Below are 19,400 nucleotides of genomic sequence, written 5' to 3'. Positions count from 1 at the left end.
TCGTCCGCTCCGTTACGGCTCCGCCCGGCCGCCTGTTTCGCTCAGCCACGGCCCATCGCCGCCCTGATGCGGTCGAGTTCGGCCGACAGATCGGCGTCGCTCGGATAGTCGGCGTCCCATTCGAGCAGGGCGCCCGGGGGCCGGTGCCGGGCGCAGAGTTCGGCCAGCAGGTCGAGGACCTCCTCCGGCGGGGAGGCCGTGTGGGTGTCGTGCCACACGTCGCCGTGGCCGTGGCCGCCGGCGACGTGGACGTAGGCGACGTGTTCGAGCGGCAGCGCGTCGAGGGCCTTGACCGCGTCGAGGCCCAGGTTGACCTGGTTGGTGTAGAGGTTGGCCACGTCGATCAGCAGCTTCACCCCGGTCCGCTCGACCAGCTCGCCGAGGAACTGGGCCTCGGTCAGCTCGTCGCCGGGCCAGCCGAACAGGGCCGCGACGTTCTCCAGGGCCAGCGGCACCGGCAGGCAGTCGAGGGCGATCCGCACGTTCTCCACGATCACGGCCAGCGCGTCGCGGGTGCGCGGCACCGGCAGCAGGTGCCCGGCTTCGAGGTCGCCCGAGCGGACGTACGCGAGATGCTCGGACACCAGCGGAGACCCGAGGGCCTGGGCGGCGGCGGCCAGATGGTCGAGCCGGGACTGGTCGGGCCGTTCGGCTCCGCCGAGGCCGAGCGCCACCCCGTGGGGGATCACCGGGACGCCCCGGGCGCGCAGCACCCGCAACGATTCGGGCACCCGGCCGGGGTTGACCGTCTCGGCGATGACCTCGGTGAACTCGACCCCGGGCAGGTGCTCGACGGTCAGGTCGATTTCCGACCGCCAGCCGATGCCGACCCCGAGCCGGTCAGCTGCCGCCACCGCAGCCTCCGCCGCAACCACCACCGCCGCAGCTCGACCCGCCACCGGAGTCGCCCCCACCGCCGCCGCCGAAGTCGCCGCCGCCGAAGTCGGAGCCCGAACCCCACCCGGAGTCGGAGCCGGACGGCCCGCCGCACGCCCCGGCCCCGCACCCGCTGCCGTTCTGGAGTTCGGCGTGGCCCGGCCCGGTGTAGATGGCGATGCCGTAGAGGGCGAGGGTGCTGTCGTTGCCGCTGTTGTGGGCGTAGGCGAGTTCACGGGTGCGCGGGTAGCGCGCCATGGCTGACTTGAGCGCGGCGTGCCCGGCGTCGGTCAGCACGCTGCGGTTCTCCTTGGCGTGCCCGGACGAGATCGCCAGCGCGATGATCCACGTCAGCGTCGAGATCACCAGCGTCAGCACGTTCCAGACCAGGGCGTCGAACCAGCCCAGCACCATCGTCACGATGCTGACCGGCACGAACAGTCCTGGGATGGCCACCATCCAGCGCAACTTGGAGTTGGCCCGCCGGGCCAGCGTGAGCGCCGACTCGGCCACCACGAGGCCCTGGCCGCGCAGCCCGTAGTCGATGCCCGTCACGGCCGGGCCCACGGCGGCGGTCCGCCGGACGTCGGCCAGCGACCGCCCGTTGGTCCCGGCCGCCAGATCGAGCACCTCCTGCTCGATCCGCTCGGCGGGCGCCCCGGCGATGCCCCGCACCGCCGTGACGGTCCCGTCGCGGGAGATGCGCACCCGCCCCTGGGACACGAGCACGGCGACCGCCGTGTTCACCACCCGGCGCGGGCCGCCGGCGAGAAAGGCCAGCGAGTAGGGGTCGAGGGGGCCCGCGGGATGGTAGCCGCCGGCTTTGACCCGGCGCTGTTCCTTCTTCACCCGTCCCGCCTGACGGAAGACCACGACGGACGCGACGGACGCGAGGATGAAGAGCAAAAGGGAGCCCATGCCGCCTCCAGGGGACGACTCCGAGGGAGAGTTCAACCGATTAGACGATCCCATGGGGGCTGCGGTTCGCGCATCAGCCTAAATGCGGGCGATCGTCTCCCTCCCAAGCACGAGACGGCCCGCGCCGCCGTGGCGGCGCGGGCCGTTCGTAATGGGGGAGGCCCGACGTCGTTGGCGGGACTCCTGCTCGGTGGGTCAACCCAGGCGGTCGACCAGGGTGCGGTACTCCTCCCAGAGCCCCTCGGGCAGGTGGTCGCCGAAGGTCTCGAAGTGGGCCGGGATCAGGGCGGCCTCCCGGCGCCAGACGTCGCGGTCGACGGTGAGCAGCAGCTCCATGTCGTCCTCGGCGATGTCGAGGCCCTCGGTGTCGATCTTGACGGGCAGGCGTCCGATCGGGGTGTCGACCGCCTCGGCCTGGCCGTTGAGGCGTTCGACGATCCACTTCAGGACCCGGCTGTTCTCGCCGAAGCCGGGCCACACGAAGCGGCCGGCGGCGTCCTTGCGGAACCAGTTCACGTAGTAGATCCGGGGCAGCCGGGCGCCCTTGGTCTCGCCGACCTCCAGCCAGTGGGCGAAGTAGTCGCCCATGTTGTAGCCGCAGAACGGCAACATCGCGAACGGGTCGTGGCGCAGTTCGCCGACCGTCCCCTCGGCGGCCGCCGTCTTCTCGGAGGCCACGTTGGCGCCCATGAACACGCCGTGCCGCCAGCTGCGGGCCTCGGTGACCAGCGGGACGGCCGTCGCGCGCCGGCCGCCGAAGAGGATCGCCGAGATCGGCACGCCCTTCGGGTCCTGCCACTCGCGGGCGATCGTCGGGCACTGGTGGGCCGGCGTGGTGAACCGGGCGTTCGGGTGGGCGGCGAGTTCGCCGGAGTCGGGCGTCCAGGAGTTCCCGCGCCAGTCGGTCAGGTGGGCGGGTGGCTCGTCGGTGAGGCCCTCCCACCAGACGTCGCCGTCGTCGGTCAGGGCGACGTTGGTGAAGACGCTGTTGCCCCACAACGTCTTGATCGCGTTGGCGTTGGTGGTCTGGCCGGTGCCGGGCGCGACCCCGAAGAAGCCCGCCTCGGGGTTGATCGCGTAGAGGCGGCCGTCGTCGCCGAACCGCATCCAGGCGATGTCGTCGCCGATCGTCTCGACCTTCCAGCCCGGGATGGTCGGCTGCAGCATAGCCAGGTTGGTCTTGCCGCACGCCGACGGGAAGGCGGCCGCGATGTAGCGGGTCTCGCCGCTGGGCGGGGTGAGCTTGAGGATCAGCATGTGCTCGGCCAGCCAGCCCTCGTCGCGGGCCATCGTGCTGGCGATCCGCAGGGCGTAGCACTTCTTGCCGAGCAGGGCGTTGCCGCCGTAGCCGGAGCCGTACGACCAGATCTCGCGGGTCTCCGGGAAGTGGCTGATGTACTTGGTCTCGCTGCACGGCCAGGCGACGTCGCGCTCACCGCGTTCGAGCGGGGCGCCGACGGAGTGCACGCACTTCACGAAGTCGCCGCGCTCCTCGATGAGGCGCAGGGCGTCGTCGCCCATGCGGGTCATCACGCGCATCGAGACGGCCACGTAGGCCGAGTCGGTGATCTCCACGCCCAGCTGGGAGATCGGGCCGCCCAGGGGGCCCATGCAGAACGGGACCACGTACATGGTCCGGCCCCGCATCGAGCCCTTGAACAGCTTGCCGAAGGTGCGACGCATCTCCCCGGGAGCGATCCAGTTGTTGGTGGGCCCGGCGTCCTTCTCGTGCTCGGAGCAGATGAACGTGCGGTCTTCGACGCGGGCGACGTCGGAGGGGTCGGAGGCGGCGTGGAAGCTGTTCGGCCGGGCCTTCAGGCGGGTCAGGGTGCCCTGTTCGACCAGCAGGTTGGTGAGCCGGGTCCATTCGGCCTCGGACCCGTCGCACCATTCGATCCGGTCGGGCTCGGTGAGTTCCGCGATCTCGCTGACCCAGGCGGCCAGCGCGGCATGAGTGGTCGGATGCGACACCTGTACTGACACGGACACGAGGTCGGCTCCTTAATGTACGTCAGGGCCAATTCATCATCCGCGACGATTACCCACTAAATCCAATTGGTGTGGACCAGTGCGTATTCGCCACCACAACCGCTGGTCAGCGAGTGGATGATGGGAGGAGCTTACCCCTGACGAACCATTTCAAATTGTGCGGCCACCCTCTTTCCCGTAGATACCCGACTAAACATTGGTATAGGCCATAATGAATGGTTTAGACCATTCGACGAATTGGTTCAGTCCACTCCGCCGGGGCCCGCGGCCCGCACGCGGTCGACCGCCTGAAGGGCATCGCGCAGGTCAGCGAGCCAGGTGTCGGTGTGGCGGCCGACCAGGCGCACACACCAGGCGAGGGCGTCGGAGCGGCTGCGCGCGACCCCGGCGGCGACGAGCGTGTCGAGCACCTGCCGTTCGCCCTGCCGCAGCCGGGTCATGACCGGGACGGAGAGTGTGGTGAACATCACGACGTCGCCGCCGATCTGCACCCCCCAGGAGACCTTCCGGCGGAAGCGGTGCTCGGCCTGGCGGGCGATCTCGATGCGGCGCTCGCGGGTCTCCTCGCGGAAGCGCTCGACGTAGCCCTCCTCGGCGGCGGCCCGCTCGGGGTCGGGCAGACCCTCGGTCACGGTCAGCGGGGGAAGCGCGCCGATGACGGTGATCTCCTCGCGGTCGACGACGACCTCGGGGCGCTCGGTGAACCAGGTCTCGGGGAGGCGGTGGGCGAACCACTCGGCTTCTGCACTCATGTAATCAACATTACATCGTTGCTTACGACGCAGGCCGATATTGACAGTAACTACTTTTTGAGAGCTACTATCAAATTATGGCGACTTCCTTTAGGCAGATTCCCGAACGCGAGCCACAGTCGGCCTCCGGCCGCCAGCGTCTCGCTTCCAGATGGTGGTCCCTGTCTTCCGGCAGGTTCCAGACTCGAGCCAAGCCCGGCCTTCGGCCGTACATGGCTCTCGCAGCCCTGGTTCTCTCCGTCCTCGTGATCGGGCTCGACGCGACCGTGCTCAACGTCGCGCTGCCCACCCTCGCCGTCGACCTCGGCGCGACCACCGGTGAACTCCAGTGGATCGTCGACGCCTACCTCGTCGTGTTCGCCGCCCTGCTGCTGCCCGCCGGGGTCTTCGGCGACCGGTTCGGCCGCAAGAAGCTGCTGGTCGCGGGGCTGGTGGCGTTCGGGGTCGCGTCGGCCATGGCGATGCTGGCCGACTCGACCGGGTGGCTGATCGCCGGGCGGGCGCTCATGGGCGCGGGCGCGGCCCTGATCACGCCGCTGTCGACGTCGATCCTGCCGACGATCTTCCCGCCCGCCGAGCGGGCCAGGGCGATCGCCGTCTTCACCGCCGGCATGGCCGTGGGCCTGCCGCTCGGCCCGATCGTCGGCGGCTACCTGCTCGACCACTTCTGGTGGGGCTCGATCTTCCTGATCAACCTGCCCGCCGTGGTGATCGCGCTGGTCGCGGTGGTGGTCCTGGTGCCGGAGTCGCGCAATCCGCAGAAGAAGGCCGCCGACGTCCCCGGCACCCTGCTGTCGGTGACCGGCCTCGCCGCGCTGGTCTTCGGCGTCATCGAGGCGCCGGTGCGGGGCTGGGGCTCTCCCCTGGTGCTCGGGCCGATCGCCGCCGGGGTCCTCCTCCTCTTTCTCTTCGTACGCGTGGAGGCCCGCGCCCAGGCCCCGATGATGGACCTGGGGCTGTTCCGCGACCGCACCTTCGTCTGGGGCGCCCTCGGCGCGACCGTGGTCTCGCTCGGCATGATGGGCGTGCTGTTCGTCGCGCCGCTCTACCTCCAGGCCGTCCAGGGCTTCGACGCGATGGGCACCGGGCTGCGCATCGTGCCCATGGTCGCCGGGCTGATGGCGGGCGGCCTGGCCGGCGAACGCCTGATCAGGCGGCTGAGCCTGCGGGTCATCATGGCCGCCGGCCTGCTCCTGCTGGCGGCCGGGCTGATGGCGGGGGCGGTGCTGCCGGGCGACTATCCGTACACCGCGACCTGGCTCGCCCTCGCCGGGGCCGGCGTGGGCCTGACCATGGTCCCGGCCATGGACGGCCTGCTCGCCCTCCTCCCGCCCGACCGCACCGGCATGGGCAACGGCGTCCTGCAGGCCCTCCGCCAGACCGGCGGCGCGTTCGGGGTGGCCGGGCTGGGCAGCCTGCTCTCCTCCGTGTACGTCCACGCGCTCCCCCCGGCCGCCCCCGCCCCGGTGCGCGACTCGGTGGCGACGGCGGTGCGTGTGCCGGGCTGGGCCGACGCCGGCCGCGCGGCCTTCGCCGACGCCATGGACGCCGTGTTGTGGGCCTGCGGCGGCCTGATGGCCCTCGCCGCGCTGCTGATCGTGACGTTCATGCGTTCCGCTCCCGCGGAACCGGCGGGAGAATCGACCCATGAACTCGCCGGGACTGCGTGAACGCAAGAAGGAGAAGACTCGGCGGACGATCCAGGAACACGCCCTGCGGTTGTTCGCCGAGCAGGGCTACGACGCGACCACGATCGAGCAGATCGCCGAGGCCGCCGAGGTGTCGCCCAGCACCCTGTTCCGCTACTTCCCCACCAAGGAAGACATCGTCGTCCAGGACGACTACGACCCGCTGCTGGTCGAACGCCTGACCGCCCAGCCGCCGGAGGTGCCCCCGCTCAGGGCCCTGCGCAACGCCTTCGGCGAGGCCATGCGGGGCATCCCCGACCAGGAACTGGCCGAGATCCGGGCCCGCGCCCGCCTCCAGATGGGCGTACCGGCGATCAGGGCCCGGATCTTCCAGAACATGCTCGACACGATGGACCTGCTCGCCGAGGGCGTCGCCGCCCGGACCGGCGCCGACCCCGCCTCGTTCCCGGTACGCGTGCTCATCGGCGCGGTCATGGGCACGATCATCCCCGTGCTGCAGACCTGGGCGACCGCCGAGGAGGACATCCCGTTCGCCGACATGGTCGACGAGGCCTTCGCCCTGCTGGAGACCGGCCTGCCTATCGAACCTGCGCCGCGACCTGAGGGCTGACCCGCACCACTCCGGCGAGGTTGCGCATGTTGATCGGGGCGATCTTCACGACGTCGCCGGTGCGCGGCGAGTGGAGCATCTTCCCGTCGCCCCAGTAGATGGCCACGTGGGAGATGTAGCCCGGGTTGGTCGGGTCGCTGCGCCAGAACAACAGGTCGCCCGGCTGGGCCTGGGCGAGCGAGACCTGCGGCCCGGTCGCCCACTGCTGGTTGGTCACCCGCGGCATCTTGATGCCGGCCTGGGCGAAGGCCCACTGCACCAGGCCGGAGCAGTCGAACGTGTCGGGCCCCTCGGCGCCCCAGACATAACGGCTGCCGAGCTTCGAGACGGCCGCCTGGAGCGCGGTCTGGGTCTGCGGGCTGGTCATGAACGCCGAGGCCGGCCACTGCACGACCTGCCGGGGCTGGGTGATGTGCTGGCGCGGCGGCGCGACCACGACCGGGTTGATCGTGGCGATCTGGCTGCCCGGCAGCACCTTCAGCAGCGCCTTGCGCAGCTTGGCGGAGTCGACGCTGGGCGCGCTCACCACCATGGCGTTGCCGTGGGGCAGCCCGAGCCGGGTCGCGGTGTCGCGGGAGACCACGGCGTGGATCGACCCCATGCCGACCGTCGCGTAGGCGCCCACCCGCAGGGCGGCCCCGGGGCTGCGCACGTCGCCGCCCAGCTTGAGGCCGCCCTCCTTGCCGAACTCGTAGGAGACCACGACGTCGCCGGCGGCCACGTTGGTCCAGAGCTCATCGGAGGAGGCGGTCTTCTTCGGGGTGAACCGGCGGAACGTCGAGGGGTCGACGCCCATGGTCGGCACCCGCCAGCCGCCCAGGTTCACGTCGGCGGCGTCGGCGAGCTCGACCGCCTTCACGCCCTTCTGACGGCGGACCTCGTCGACCTGCTCGGGCTTGAGCGCCGCGGGGGCGACGACGAAGAGGTGGGGGCGGGCCAGTTTGCCCAGGGGGGCGACCGCGTTGGAGGGGACCTGACCGCTGGCCGCGACGTAGTCGCCGGCGGCGGGCGGGCGGGGCAGATCGAGGGCGGCCCGTTCCTGCACCCCGTCGAGCCCGGCGAGCACGAGTAAGTCGGTGATCAGCACCACCGCGAGCGCGACCCCGATGACGGGGATCGCCCGCCGGGCGAGGTGGGGGCGGCGCAGCCGGGGGCGGAACGCGAGATCCTGACGGGCTTCGTGGAGGAAGCCTCCGACCCGCAGGGGCACGCCACCACTCCCTCCGAAGACGTTCATCGGGCTGTCCCGTTCCACGACTGTGCCCAATGAGGCCCGAGAAGTCAAAATCCGCCGGAGCTCGTTTCTCCGGCGGATTCGATGTCAGACGAACGCGTCAGCTCCCGATGTAGGGAACCGCCTCCAGCACCTCGACGGTGATCGAGCGACCGTTGGGCATGGTGTAGCTGGCCTTCTCGCCGATCTTCTTGCCGTTGATCGCAGCCCCCAGCGGCGACTTCGGCGAGTAGACGTCGATCGGCGAACCGCTCTCCTCGCGGGAGGCGAGCAGGAAGGTGACCTCTTCGTCGTCACCCTCGAACCGGATCGTCACCGTCATGCCGGGACCCACCACACCCTCGGTGCGGGGCGCCTCGCCCACCTTCGCGGTGTCGAGGATCTGCCGGAGGTGGAAGATCCGGGCCTCCATCTTGCCCTGTTCGTCCTTGGCGGCGTGGTAGCCGCCGTTCTCCTTCAGGTCGCCCTCCTCGCGGGCGGCCTCGATCTTCTTGGCGATCTCGATCCGACCCGGGCCAGAAAGGCGGTCGTACTCCTCTTTGAGGCGGTCGTACGCCTCCTGCGTCAGCCAGGTGACGTTCTCGTTGTGGGAGACGGCCACGCGGGTTCTCCTTGCTTCCCTAGGTGAATCGAAGGGCTAACAAGTTAACGCCTTCGAACGCTTCCCCAAAGATTCCAGTCTATACGAGGGAGCAGCCCTGAACATCTACGCTTGTGGCTTGCGCGTTGATCCTCACCTGTTCGGTGAGGGTGACGTCACCGTCGCCCGGGGGAATGGTGATCTCCCGGGTGCCGACCTCGACGTGATGGACGTCGACGGCGCGCAGACGGCACGTCGCCGCGCGGTCGTCGGGCTTGTGCACCATGAAGGTGATCTCCGCGGAATCGGGGCGGCTGGTGTCGAAGGTCATGACGTCGGCCCGCACCTCCGGGTTGCCCCGCGCCGACAGGATCACGTAACCCCATCCGCCGGCCACGACCGCGACGACGACGGCCATGACGGCGTACACGACGAACCGGCTGCGCCCCATGGGCGGCCTGGGCGGGAACTCGTCGGGGGTGCCCAGGATCGGGCGCGGAGCTGGTGCCGACATGAAAGGAATCTCCCTGCGAGGTCCCGGCGTTGTCCGAGACAATTCTCACCAACGCTATTGGATGCTGTGACAAGGAGAGCCGTGACGAACGCGCTGAGGCTGATGGCCGTGCACGCGCACCCCGACGACGAGTCGAGCAAGGGCGCCGCGACGATGGCCCGGTACGCCGCCGAGGGCGTCGAGGTCCTCGTCGTGACCTGTACCGGCGGGGAACGCGGTTCGATCCTGAACCCCAAGATGGACCGGCCCGACATCCTCGAGAACATGGGCGAGGTCCGCCGCCTGGAGATGGAGCGCGCGAGGGAGATCCTCGGCGTGGACCAGCGGTTCCTGGGCTTCGTCGACTCGGGCCTGCCCGAAGACGAGAACGAGCCGCTGCCCGAGGGCTGCTTCGCCCTGCAGCCCATCGAGGTGGCGTCGGCGCCGCTCGTGGCCGCTGTCCGCGAGTTCCGCCCCCATGTGATCCTCACCTACGACGACGACGGCGGCTACCCGCACCCCGACCACATCAAGACCAACCGGGTGTCGGTGGAGGCCTTCGACGCGGCGGGCGACCCCGACCGCTACCCGGGCACCGGCGAGCCGTGGCAGCCGCTCAAGATGTACTTCCACTCGGGCTTCACCAAGGCGCGGTTCGAGACCCTCCACGAGGCCATGACCAGCCGCGGCCTGGGCTCCCCCTACGCCGACTGGATCGCCCGCTGGGAGGACCGCCCGCAGAAGTGGGAGGTCACCACCCGCATCCCCTGCGGCGACTACTTCGAGACCCGCGACCGCGCCCTGATGGCCCACGCCACCCAGGTCGACCCCGACGGCTTCTGGTTCGCCTGCCCGCGCGAGATCCAGCAGGAGGTCTGGCCGACGGAGGACTACCACCTGGCCCGTTCACTGGTCGACGTGACCCTCCCGGAGGACGACCTGTTCACCGGCATCCAGGTCCCCGCCGGAACCGGCGCCGCCCCCTGCTCGTAGACTGCATACCGTGATTTCGATCGCCACTCCCGCCACCGACCCGACGGCAATCGGCCCCGGCCTGCTGGGGTTCATCGTCGTCGCCTCCATCGGTGTGGCCCTGTTCTTCCTGATCAAGTCGATGAACCGGCAGATCGCGAAGATCGAGGTGCCCCACGAGGGGTCCAAAAGTGACTGACGTCGCCGACAACGCCGAGACCGAACGCTTCGAGATCAGCGTCGACGGCGCGGTCGCCGGCTTCGTGAAATACCGCCTGCCTCGGCCCGGCCGGATCGTGTTCGTGCACACCGAGATCGATCCGGCCCACGAGGGCAAGGGGCTCGGCTCGAAGCTGGCCCGCGCGGTGCTCGACTCGGCCCGCGAGCGGGGCCTCGAGGTGGTGCCGATGTGCCCGTTCATCAAGGGCTACATCGACCGCCACCCCGAATACGCCGACCTAGTCGCCTGACCAGGCGCGTTCGAGGGCCTTGGGCAGGCCCCACCAGCCGAGCGGCGTGAGCACCTCGGCCTTGTCGACGATCCCGAGATGGGCCCACAACGGGGTGACCGAGGTGAACAACATCTCGGTCGCCTCGAGCTCCTCGGGGTCGTCGGGCTCGCTCACCAGGTCTTCCGAGTCGGCGATGAACCGGGCGATGCGCTCGGGAGAGGCCAGCACCCCGGGGCCGTAGCGGGTCAGCGCGACGATCGCGGCCAGCCAGTCGGCGTGGTGGATCGCGCACAACGAGGCCAGCACCGAGTCTTCGTGGCTGAGCTCGCCGTCGAGGTCGAAGAACCGGGCGGCGTCTTCCTCGTCGGGCAGGTCGGAGATGGGCGCGGCGATGCCCGCCGCCACCCGCAACCACAGGTCTTCGTCGGCGTCGGGCAGCCGGTCTTCGTCGAGGCCGGCGCAGGCCCGCAGCACGTTGCCGGGGAACCCGGGAGAGACCAGCGAGCGCCGCAGCCGGTCGGCCGCCGCCTTCAGGTCGCCTGCCGGGAAGGGCGGCTCGGGCAGGTCGTCGAGGGCCCTTCTGAGCTCCTGGAGGGCGTAGGCCTCCTCTTCGTCCCAGGCGGCGTAGAGCTCGGCGTCCTGCTCCTCGCTCACCGAGACGCCCGGCACCCGCCCGTCGGGCAGCCCGGCCGTGAGCCAGCGCTCCTGCAGCTCCTCGTACGCCTGCCGCGAGGTCACGTCGCCCTGGGCGAGCGCGTCGGGGTCGATCACCCCCGCCTCGACGAGCTCCTCCAGGTGGGCGACGAGGCGGCCGTACATCTCGGTGGCCACCGGGCCGCGCTCGCTCTCGTCGGGCCAGACGAAGTAGCTGCGGGTCAGCAGGATCGGCTCGGTGCCGGTCGACTCTAGCCAGCGCTGGACGTCGCCGACGGTGGCCACGCCCGACTCGATGCGGGTCAGGGTCGACTTGGCCGACTCCCAGAACACGACCGTGAGCGGGTTGCCGGCCGCCATCAGATCGCGGCGCAGCTCGGGCAGCGACACCAGGGCCTGCCCCGAGGGCACGGCCAGCAGGGCGCGGGCGACGTCGCGGCGGGTCAGTTCGCGCGCGGGCCGGCCCGCGTGACGAGCCGCGAAGTCCAGATCGACGCTCACGCGGTCTCCTCCGTCGGCAGGTGCTTCCGGCTCGTGTGCCTGACGGCTCGCTCGCTCACGTGTCGTGAGCCTACGCCCGCCGGTCGGACGCGGCTAGCGGGGTGACTGGGCAAGGGTCATCCGCAGCCGGATGCGGGATCGGCCGACCATCTGGGAGATGCTGAACTCGTCGCACAGCTGGCCCATCAGCCACAGGCCGAAGCCGCGCGGCGTGCTCGACGAGGGGCGGCTGCGGTGGATGTCCTGCGGCTTGAGGGTGCCGGCCGAGTCGGTCACCTCGACGGTGATGCCGTCGGCGTCGTACCAGATCTCGACGAGGCCATCGCCGCCGCCGTGTTCCAGTACGTTGATCACGGCCTCGTTGACCGCCGTGACCAGGTCGTTCAGTCGGTGGCCACGCAGACCTGCCTCGGTGGCCACGCCGGACACCCGGCCGCGCAGGCCGATCAGGTCGGTGGTGATCGCCCACCGGAGATGCTGGTCGGTGTTCACTCCGTCCCCCTGTGCTAGCTCGTCGCACGCTAACTACCCGGCACCCGCCGGTCAATTCACAACCTGCATGATTGCTGTCTTTAGGGGCAATATCGCTGGCACGCGTCGTGGATGACCCGTGCGGGTAAAGTTGAGCGATCCTCGCGCGAAAGGGCCGGTGATGGATTCGGTAACGCATGCGCCCTCGACAGAGGTGCTGCGGGCGATAGTGGAAGCGGCCGCCGACGGAGTCGTCCTGTGCGACGCCGACGGCGCCGTCGTGCTGGTCAACGCCGCCGCCAGGGAGATGATCCCGGGCGAGGTGACCAGCCTGCTCGACCGCGGCCGCGAACCCGGGGAGACCTACGAGACGGCGCTGGGCGACCGGCTGCTGCGGGTCCGCCGGGAGATCTTCGGCATCGTCCACCAGGCCTGGTATCTGCGCGACGTCACCAACGAGACCGCGCGGGCCGACGCCCTGCGGGCCGAGCGCGAGCGCGCCCAGTTCCTCGTCGAGGCCGGCCGCCGGCTGTCGGCCTCGCTCAACACCCGCCGGTGCGCCCGCGCCACCGCCGAGCTCGCGACCGGTCTGCTGGCCGACGCGGCGATGGTCGTGCTGCCGCCGGGGGGCCTGCGGCGCACCGCCTGGTTGCGGTCCTCCGAGGCGGGCCTCGAAGAGGGCGACATGCCGGTCGCCCACGCCGACCAGGTGCCGGGCCTGGCCGAGGCGCTGGCGGGCTTCCCGCCGGTGCCCAGCCGCTGGCTCGACCCGAACCAGGCGCCCGAGTGGCTGCTGCCGGCCGGTTTCGGGCCCGTCGGCCACCTGCTGGTGACCCCGCTGCCCGGCAACGGCGTGCCCGCCGGCGCGCTGGTGCTGGCCCGCCGTGAAGGCGGCGCCGGTTTCGACGACGAGACCGAGACGCTGGTGCGGGTGTTCGCCGCCCGCGCCGGCGCGGCGATCTCGGCCGCGGTGCTCTACCAGGAGCAGAGCGCGACCAACGCGATCCTCGCGGGCGACCTGCGGCCGCCGCCGCTGCCCGCGGTCGACGGCCTTGAACTGGCCGGTTCACTGCGCGCCGCCCAGCAGACCGCCCTGATCGGCGGCGACTTCTACGACGTGCTGCCCACGCCCGACGGCCCGCTGGTGACCCTCGGCGACGTGTGCGGCAAGGGCCCGCGCGCGGCCGTGCTGGCCGGTCAGGTCCGCCACAGCCTGCGTGCGCTGCTGCTGCTCGAACGCGACCCCGAGCAGCTCATGCACCTGATCAACAAGGCCCTGCTGAGCTCCTACACGCCGCGTTCCCACGTGACGCTGGTGCTGGGGGCGATCCACCCCGGCGAAGGCGTGATCGACCTGGCCGTGGCCGGCCACCCGGCGCCGCTGCTGCTGCGCGCCGACGGCGTGGTCGAGGAGGTCGATGCCCGGGGCACCCTCCTCGGCGCGATCAAGTCGGGCGCGATCAGCCTGCGCACGGTCTCGGTCGAGCTGGCGCCCGGCGACCTGCTGCTCCTCTACAGCGACGGCATCACCGAGGCGTTCGGCGGCCCCACCGGCCGTGAGATGTACGGCCCCTCCCGGCTCAAGACCGCCCTGGCCACCTGCGCCGGCATGCCCGCGACCGCCGTCGTGGAGCGTCTGGAGCAGTTGAACAGCGACTGGCTGGCGGGAGGAGTCTTCGACGACCGCGCCCTGCTCGCCATCCGGCGGTCACGATGAGCGTCGTGGTCGGCGTCGTCGACGCATACCTGGAGAAGGTCGGCTCGGCCGACGAGTTCGGCGCGATCGACCTCGTGCTCGGCCTGCTCGACGAGGGCGTGCCGGCCGAGTCACTGCTCCTCGACGTGATCGCCCCGGCGCAGCGCCGGGTCGGCGAACTGTGGGCCGACGGCACCTGGTCGGTGGCCCGCGAACACGGCGCCACCGCGATCAGCGAACGGGCCGTGGCCGCCATCGCCACCGCCGTGCGCCCCCGTCCGACCCGCAGCCGCATCACCGTGGCCTGCACCGACGGTGAATACCACGCCCTGCCGACCCGCCTGCTGGCCGAGGTCCTGCGGTTGCGCGGCTGGCACGTCGACTTCCTCGGGGCCAACGTACCGGGCCCCCATCTGATCACCCACCTGCACCAGACCGGCCCCGACGCCGTCGCGATCGGCTGCGCCCTCCCCACGAGGCTCCCGCGCGCCCACGCGACCCTGACCGCCTGCCAGGCCGTCGGCATCCCGGTCCTCGCGGGCGGCTCAGGCTTCGGCGCCGACGGCCGCTTCGCCGTCAAACTCGGCGCCGACGGCTGGGCCCCCACCGCCGACGCGGCGGCCGACCTGCTCGAAGAGGGCAGGCTCCCGTCGTTCCCCACCCCCGGCGCGACCCTGGCCCACCTGGCCGACGAGGAGTACACGCTGTTCGTCAAACGCCGGGGAGAGATCCTCGCCGGCGTGATGGCCGAACTCCCCCGCCGCTTCCCGCCGATGCGCGACTACACCCAGGCCCAGGTCGACCACACCGCCGACGACCTCGCGCACATCGCCGACTTCCTCTCCGCCGCCCTCTACATCGACGACACGAGACTGTTCACCGACTTCGTCACGTGGACCTGCGACCTCCTGCACGCCCGCGGCGTGCCGTCCCGGTCGGTGGCGCTGGCCCTGCGCCTCCTCCACGACGAACTGCATGATTTCCCGCGCGCCCGCCACCTTCTGGCGGAGGGCACGCTCGCCGCAGATGGAGCCTGATGGAAACCGCGCCTTTCCTGATTGAGATCGAGAATCCGGAGCCCGACACCACCCGGCTGACCCTGTCGGGCGACTTCGACTACACGACGTCGGCCGACCTGGCCGCCATGACGCCGACACTGATGAGCAGCGGCCTGAGAGTGCTGGAAGTCGACCTGACGGGGGTGACGTTCATCGACTCGTCCGGGCTGGCGACGTTGATCCACCTTTATCACGCGGCGGAGGAGCATCCGGCGGAGATGCGGTTCGTGGGGATGACGCCGTACATCGCCCACCTCTTCGAGGTGACGGCCCTCGACCAGGTGTTCAACCTGCCGACGTCGACTGCCTAGGGGATCATTCCGCTCACCTAGGCTTGACCGTATGAACCGGCTGGCCGGGGCCACGAGCCCCTACCTGTTGCAGCATGCCGACAACCCCGTCGACTGGTTCGAATGGGGCCCAGACGCCTTCGCCGAGGCCAGACGCCGCGACGTCCCCCTCCTCATCTCCGTCGGCTACTCCGCCTGCCACTGGTGCCACGTCATGGCCCACGAGTCCTTCGAGGACAAGGGCACCGCGGCGATCATGAACGCCCGGTTCGTCAACATCAAGGTCGACCGGGAGGAACGGCCCGACGTCGACGCCGTCTACATGGCCGCCACGCAGGCCATGACCGGGCAGGGCGGCTGGCCGATGACCGTCTTCGCCACCCCCGACGGCCACCCCTTCTACGCCGGCACCTACTTCCCGCGCGCGGGCTTCCAGCGGTTGCTGATGGGCGTGCACGAAGCCTGGACGACCGACAGGGAGGCCGTGCTCGACCAGGGCGGCAAGGTCGTCGAGGCGCTCAACGAGCGCGCGGCCCTTCCTTCGGGGCCGTCGCCGACGGCCGAGACGCTGGAGGCGGCGGTGGCGAGCCTGCGGGAGGGGTTCGACGCCGAGCGCGGGGGGTTCGGGGGGGCGCCGAAGTTCCCGCCGTCGATGGTGCTGGAGTTCCTGCTGCGGGTACGCACTCCCGACGCCCGCGCCATGGCCGACACCACCCTGGAGGCCATGGCCCGCGGCGGCCTCTACGACCAGCTGGCCGGTGGGTTCGCCCGCTACAGCGTCGACGCGTCGTGGGTGGTGCCCCACTTCGAGAAGATGCTCTACGACAACGCCCTGCTGCTGCGCGTCTACGCCCACTGGTGGCGTGACACCGGCTCTCCGCTGGCCCGGCGCATCGCCCTCGAGACGGCCGCGTGGATGATCGCCGAGCTGCGCACCCCCGAAGGCGGCTTCGCCTCGGCGCTCGACGCCGACAGCGAGGGCGAGGAGGGGCGTTTCTACGTCTGGACGCCCGACCAGCTCCAGGAGGTCCTCGGGCAGGCCGACGCCGCCTGGGCGGCGGAGTTGTTCGAGGTCACCGGGACCTTCGAGCACGGCACCTCGGTGCTCCAGCTGCTCGCCGACCCCGACGACCAGGAGCGTTACGAGTCGATCCGGGCGCGGTTGCGGACGGCGCGGGAGCTGCGGGTGCGGCCCGGGCGCGACGACAAGGTGGTCGCGGCCTGGAACGGGCTGGCCATCGCCGCGCTCGCCGAGACGGGCGCGCTGTTCGACCGTCCGGCCCTGGTCGAGGCGGCGACGCGGGCGGCCCGGCTGCTCGACGAGGTCCACCTCCGTGACGGGCGGCTGCTGCGCACCTCCCGTGACGGGCAGGCTGGCGGCAACGCCGGGGTACTCGAAGACTACGCCGACGTCGCCGAGGGCTTCCTCACCCTCTACGGCATCACCGGCGACGTCCACTGGTATCGGCGGGCCGAGGCCCTGCTCGGCACGCTGCTCGACCGGTTCCCCGACGGCGCGGGCGGCTTCTTCGACACCGCCGACGACGGCGAGCGCCTCTTCCAGCGGCCGCAGGATCCGACCGACAACGCGACGCCCTCGGGGCAGTTCGCGGCGGCCGGGGCGCTGCTGTCCTACGCCGCCTTGTCGGGTTCGGCCCGGCACCGCGAGGCGGCCGAGGCCGCGCTCGGGCCCGTCTCCACACTGGCCGACCGCTACGCCCGGTTCGCCGGGTGGGGGCTGGCCGTCGCGGCGGCTGCCCTGGCCGGGCCGGTCGAGGTGGCCGTCACGGGCGACCTCTCCGACGACCGCGTCAAGGCGCTGCACCGCGCCGCGCTCATGTCGGGCGCGCCGGGCCTGGTCGTCGCGCTGGGCGAGGGCGACGTCCCGCTGATGGCGGGCCGCACCCTCGTCGACGGCGAGCCCGCCGCTTACGTCTGCCGCAACTTCGCCTGCCGCCTGCCGGTCACCACCGAAGCCGCGCTCAGGGCCGAGCTGGCGAACTAGCGGGTGCCGACCGGCACGTCGGGCGGGGTGTTCTCGTCGGGCAGGTCGGGCTGCTGGTTGTCGGGCTCCTCGGTTACCGGGGGCTCACCGTCGGGGCCGCCGCCGTCTGACGGCGGCGGGGTGACCTCGGGCTGGCCGCCGTCGTCGCCGGGCGGCGGGGTGTTCCCGTCGTCGCCCCCGGCCGTCGGGCTCGGGTCGGGGCTGGGCTCGCCGGAGGAGAACTCCCGTTCCTCGTCGTCGGTGGGGCGGTAGTAGTCGTTGTCCCAGCGGTAGTAGGTCACCGGGTCGGGGAACTCCTTGACCGGCTTCCCCTCCATGGCGGTCGTCATGAACGCCTTCCAGATCTGGGCCGGGAGGGTGCCGCCGTAGAGCTCGCCGTAGCCGGGGATGGTCACCGGCAGGTTGTCGTCGCGGAACATGTCGACCGCCACCGACAACTGCGGGGTGAAGCCGTTGAACCAGACGGCGGCCGAGGCGTCGGTGGTGCCGGTCTTGCCGGCCACCGGGCGGTCGTAGAGGCGGGCACCGGTGCCGGTGCCCGAGGTGACAACCTGTTCCATCGCGAAGGTGGCGTCGGCGGCGGTGTCCTCGGTGAAGACGCGGCGGCCGGTGGTGTCGGTCTTGCGGGTCTTGCCGCTCCCGTCGGTCACCGACCTGATCACGTGGGGGTCGTGGTGGACGCCCCCCGAAGCGAACGTCGCGTAGGCGCCGGCCTGCTGGACGGCGCTCACCGACGCCACCCCCAGCGGGAAGGTGGCGGCCTTGCGGTGCTGGGCGAGCTGTTCGGCGGGGATGCCGGCCGCCTCGGCGGCGGCGGCGATCTTGTCGAGGCCGATCTGCTGGCCGAGGTCGACGAAGGCGGTGTTCACCGAGTACTGGGTGGCCTGCACCAGGTTGACCGACCCGTAGGAGGAGCCGCCGGAGTTGGGGATGGCGGCGCCGTTGACGTACATGGGCGAGTTGCCGTAGTAGCGCTGGGTCAGCGGCACCCCGTCCTGCAGGGCGGCGGCCAGGGCGTAGGCCTTGAAGGTCGAGCCGGCCTGGACCTTGGCGTCGAAGGCGCTGTTCCACTCGCTCTCGTCGTAGTCGCGGCCGCCGTAGAAGGCGACCACCTCGCCGTTGCCGGGGTCGACGGCGGCCAGGCCCGCGCGGACCTTCTTCGGGGTGCCCTCGGGCAGCACGTCGGTGACGGCGTCGGAGGCGGCGGCCATCAGCTTCTTGTCGAAGGTCGTGGTGACCTTGAGCCCGTCTTGGAAGATGTCCTCGTCGCTGTAGCCCATGCGGTTCAGCTCGCCGACCACCTGGGCCATCATGTAGCCGTTCTGGCCCGACGACGACAGCGGCTTCTTCTGCTTCTTCAGCTCGGGGAAGGTCATCTGGGCGGCCTGCCCGGCGGTGATGGCGTTGATCTTGACCATGCCGTCGACGACCGACTTCCAGCGGGCCTGCGCGGCGGTGAGCATGGCGCCGGTCGGGTTGGCGAAGTTGGACGGCTGCTGGATCACCGCCGCCAGGTAGGCGCCCTGGGCTGGGGTCAGCTTGCCGACGTCGACCCGGAAGTAGGCCTGGGCCGCGGCCTGGATGCCGTGGGCGCCCCGGCCGAAGTAGATCGTGTTGAGGTACTGCTCCAGCACCCAGTCTTTCGACTTGGATCGATCCACCTTCAGGGAGATCATGATCTCCTTGAGCTTGCGCATGATGGACCGTTCCTGGCTGAGGCCGCTGTAGTAGTTGCGGACCAGCTGCTGGGTGATCGTCGAGCCGCCCTGGATCTGGTTGCCCGTGAGGGTCGACCACATCGCCCTGGCCGTACCGGAGAGAGAAACTCCCTGATCCTGGTAGAAGGTGCGGTTCTCGGCGGCGATGACGGCTTCCCTGACCGCTTTCGGCACCGCCGACAGCGGCACGTTCTTACGGTCGACGCCCCGGTTGGCCAGGACGGTCTTCCCGTCGCGGTAGTAGATGACCGAGCCCTGGGCGGTGGCCAGTTCTTGGGTCGTGTCGGGGATGGGGGTGAGCACCCAGATCACCGCGAAGGCGCCGATCGCGGCCACGGCGGCGGCGCCGAAGCCGATGAGGGCGATGCGCAGGAACCTCCGTCGCGGCCACAAACCCGCGATCTTCCTGCCGATCCCCACGCGCACCCCCCGGCCGACGATGAACCATCACCGTAAACGATACGTCGTGATGCTCCGTGCAC

Annotated in this window: 19 protein-coding genes; 9 read left to right on the top strand and 10 right to left on the bottom strand. The window is 70.9% G+C overall.

Going from position 1 to position 19,400, the window contains the following annotated elements; translation table 11 throughout:
- Positions 1–41: 41 nt before the first annotated feature.
- From AW271_RS41490 to abmR, 4 genes are all read right to left on the bottom strand, one after another.
- The gene (locus AW271_RS41490; RefSeq protein ID WP_245653122.1) at positions 42–854 is read right to left on the bottom strand and encodes an MbnB/TglH/ChrH family RiPP precursor modification enzyme; all 813 of its coding nucleotides are present in this window, start codon (positions 852–854) and stop codon (positions 42–44) included.
- Complete coding sequence (locus tag AW271_RS20335) at positions 841–1,794, bottom strand: TIGR04222 domain-containing membrane protein (RefSeq protein WP_062338961.1); 954 nt, start codon at positions 1,792–1,794, stop codon at positions 841–843. The genes AW271_RS41490 and AW271_RS20335 overlap by 14 nt, the downstream gene beginning before the upstream one ends.
- Before the next feature lie 195 nt (positions 1,795–1,989).
- Positions 1,990–3,783 (bottom strand): phosphoenolpyruvate carboxykinase (GTP), encoded by a 1,794-nt coding sequence (locus tag AW271_RS20330; RefSeq protein WP_062338960.1) that lies wholly within the window; start codon positions 3,781–3,783, stop codon positions 1,990–1,992.
- A gap of 242 nt (positions 3,784–4,025) precedes the next feature.
- A complete protein-coding gene (gene abmR, locus AW271_RS20325) occupies positions 4,026–4,535 on the bottom strand; it encodes an ATP-binding transcription factor AbmR (RefSeq protein ID WP_062338959.1) in 510 nt (169 codons plus the stop codon).
- Between the two features lie 212 nt (positions 4,536–4,747).
- On the opposite strand from abmR, the gene AW271_RS20320 reads away from it, so the two are divergent.
- A complete protein-coding gene (locus AW271_RS20320; protein ID WP_062338958.1) occupies positions 4,748–6,205 on the top strand; it encodes a DHA2 family efflux MFS transporter permease subunit in 1,458 nt (485 codons plus the stop codon).
- Positions 6,183–6,794, top strand: coding sequence for an acyl-CoA-like ligand-binding transcription factor (locus tag AW271_RS20315; protein ID WP_062338957.1), 612 nt, complete (start codon positions 6,183–6,185; stop codon positions 6,792–6,794). The genes AW271_RS20320 and AW271_RS20315 overlap by 23 nt, the downstream gene beginning before the upstream one ends.
- Here the strand turns inward: AW271_RS20315 and AW271_RS20310 are convergent.
- The 3 genes from AW271_RS20310 to AW271_RS20300 form a co-directional block, all read right to left on the bottom strand.
- Positions 6,763–8,004 carry a C40 family peptidase gene (locus AW271_RS20310; protein WP_245653121.1) on the bottom strand — a complete coding sequence of 414 codons (1,242 nt, stop codon included), beginning with the start codon at positions 8,002–8,004 and terminating at the stop codon, positions 6,763–6,765. The genes AW271_RS20315 and AW271_RS20310 overlap by 32 nt on opposite strands.
- A 124-nt stretch (positions 8,005–8,128) precedes the next feature.
- The gene (gene greA / locus AW271_RS20305; protein ID WP_062338955.1) at positions 8,129–8,629 is read right to left on the bottom strand and encodes a transcription elongation factor GreA; all 501 of its coding nucleotides are present in this window, start codon (positions 8,627–8,629) and stop codon (positions 8,129–8,131) included.
- A 79-nt stretch (positions 8,630–8,708) separates the two neighbouring features.
- A complete protein-coding gene (locus AW271_RS20300; protein ID WP_062338954.1) occupies positions 8,709–9,122 on the bottom strand; it encodes a DUF4307 domain-containing protein in 414 nt (137 codons plus the stop codon).
- Between the two features lie 81 nt (positions 9,123–9,203).
- On the opposite strand from AW271_RS20300, the gene mca reads away from it, so the two are divergent.
- From mca to AW271_RS20290, 3 genes are read left to right on the top strand one after another with little or no spacing between them, the layout of a single operon-like run.
- Positions 9,204–10,094 (top strand): mycothiol conjugate amidase Mca, encoded by an 891-nt coding sequence (gene mca, locus AW271_RS20295; RefSeq protein ID WP_062338953.1) that lies wholly within the window; start codon positions 9,204–9,206, stop codon positions 10,092–10,094.
- Between the two features lie 10 nt (positions 10,095–10,104).
- On the top strand, positions 10,105–10,272 hold the full coding sequence (locus tag AW271_RS39850) for a hypothetical protein (RefSeq protein WP_157554417.1): 168 nt from the start codon (positions 10,105–10,107) through the stop codon (positions 10,270–10,272).
- Positions 10,265–10,543, top strand: coding sequence for a GNAT family N-acetyltransferase (locus AW271_RS20290; RefSeq protein ID WP_062338952.1), 279 nt, complete (start codon positions 10,265–10,267; stop codon positions 10,541–10,543). The genes AW271_RS39850 and AW271_RS20290 overlap by 8 nt, the downstream gene beginning before the upstream one ends.
- On the opposite strand, the gene AW271_RS20285 is transcribed toward AW271_RS20290, so the two are convergent.
- Both AW271_RS20285 and AW271_RS20280 read right to left on the bottom strand, forming a co-directional pair.
- A complete protein-coding gene (locus tag AW271_RS20285; RefSeq protein ID WP_062338951.1) occupies positions 10,532–11,680 on the bottom strand; it encodes a hypothetical protein in 1,149 nt (382 codons plus the stop codon). The genes AW271_RS20290 and AW271_RS20285 overlap by 12 nt on opposite strands.
- Before the next feature lie 93 nt (positions 11,681–11,773).
- Entirely contained in the window at positions 11,774–12,172 is a 399-nt protein-coding gene (locus tag AW271_RS20280; protein ID WP_062338950.1) for an ATP-binding protein, read from the bottom strand.
- Between the two features lie 160 nt (positions 12,173–12,332).
- On the opposite strand from AW271_RS20280, the gene AW271_RS20275 reads away from it, so the two are divergent.
- From AW271_RS20275 to AW271_RS20260, 4 genes are read left to right on the top strand one after another with little or no spacing between them, the layout of a single operon-like run.
- The gene (locus AW271_RS20275; protein ID WP_063818042.1) at positions 12,333–13,868 is read left to right on the top strand and encodes a SpoIIE family protein phosphatase; all 1,536 of its coding nucleotides are present in this window, start codon (positions 12,333–12,335) and stop codon (positions 13,866–13,868) included.
- Positions 13,865–14,884, top strand: coding sequence for a cobalamin B12-binding domain-containing protein (locus AW271_RS20270; RefSeq protein WP_062338949.1), 1,020 nt, complete (start codon positions 13,865–13,867; stop codon positions 14,882–14,884). Before AW271_RS20275 ends, AW271_RS20270 begins: the two co-directional genes overlap by 4 nt.
- Positions 14,884–15,216, top strand: coding sequence for an STAS domain-containing protein (locus AW271_RS20265; RefSeq protein WP_062338948.1), 333 nt, complete (start codon positions 14,884–14,886; stop codon positions 15,214–15,216). The genes AW271_RS20270 and AW271_RS20265 overlap by 1 nt, the downstream gene beginning before the upstream one ends.
- 31 nt (positions 15,217–15,247) lie before the next feature.
- On the top strand, positions 15,248–17,200 hold the full coding sequence (locus AW271_RS20260; protein WP_062338947.1) for a thioredoxin domain-containing protein: 1,953 nt from the start codon (positions 15,248–15,250) through the stop codon (positions 17,198–17,200).
- Here AW271_RS20260 and AW271_RS20255 read toward each other — a convergent pair.
- A complete protein-coding gene (locus AW271_RS20255) occupies positions 17,197–19,338 on the bottom strand; it encodes a transglycosylase domain-containing protein (RefSeq protein ID WP_062338946.1) in 2,142 nt (713 codons plus the stop codon). The genes AW271_RS20260 and AW271_RS20255 overlap by 4 nt on opposite strands.
- Positions 19,339–19,400 lie beyond the last annotated feature (62 nt).

Origin of the sequence: Herbidospora sakaeratensis (assembly GCF_001570525.1) — a bacterium.
GTDB classification, from domain to species: Bacteria; Actinomycetota; Actinomycetes; order Streptosporangiales; family Streptosporangiaceae; genus Herbidospora; species Herbidospora sakaeratensis.
This window is presented reverse-complemented; position numbering and strand designations above follow the sequence as displayed.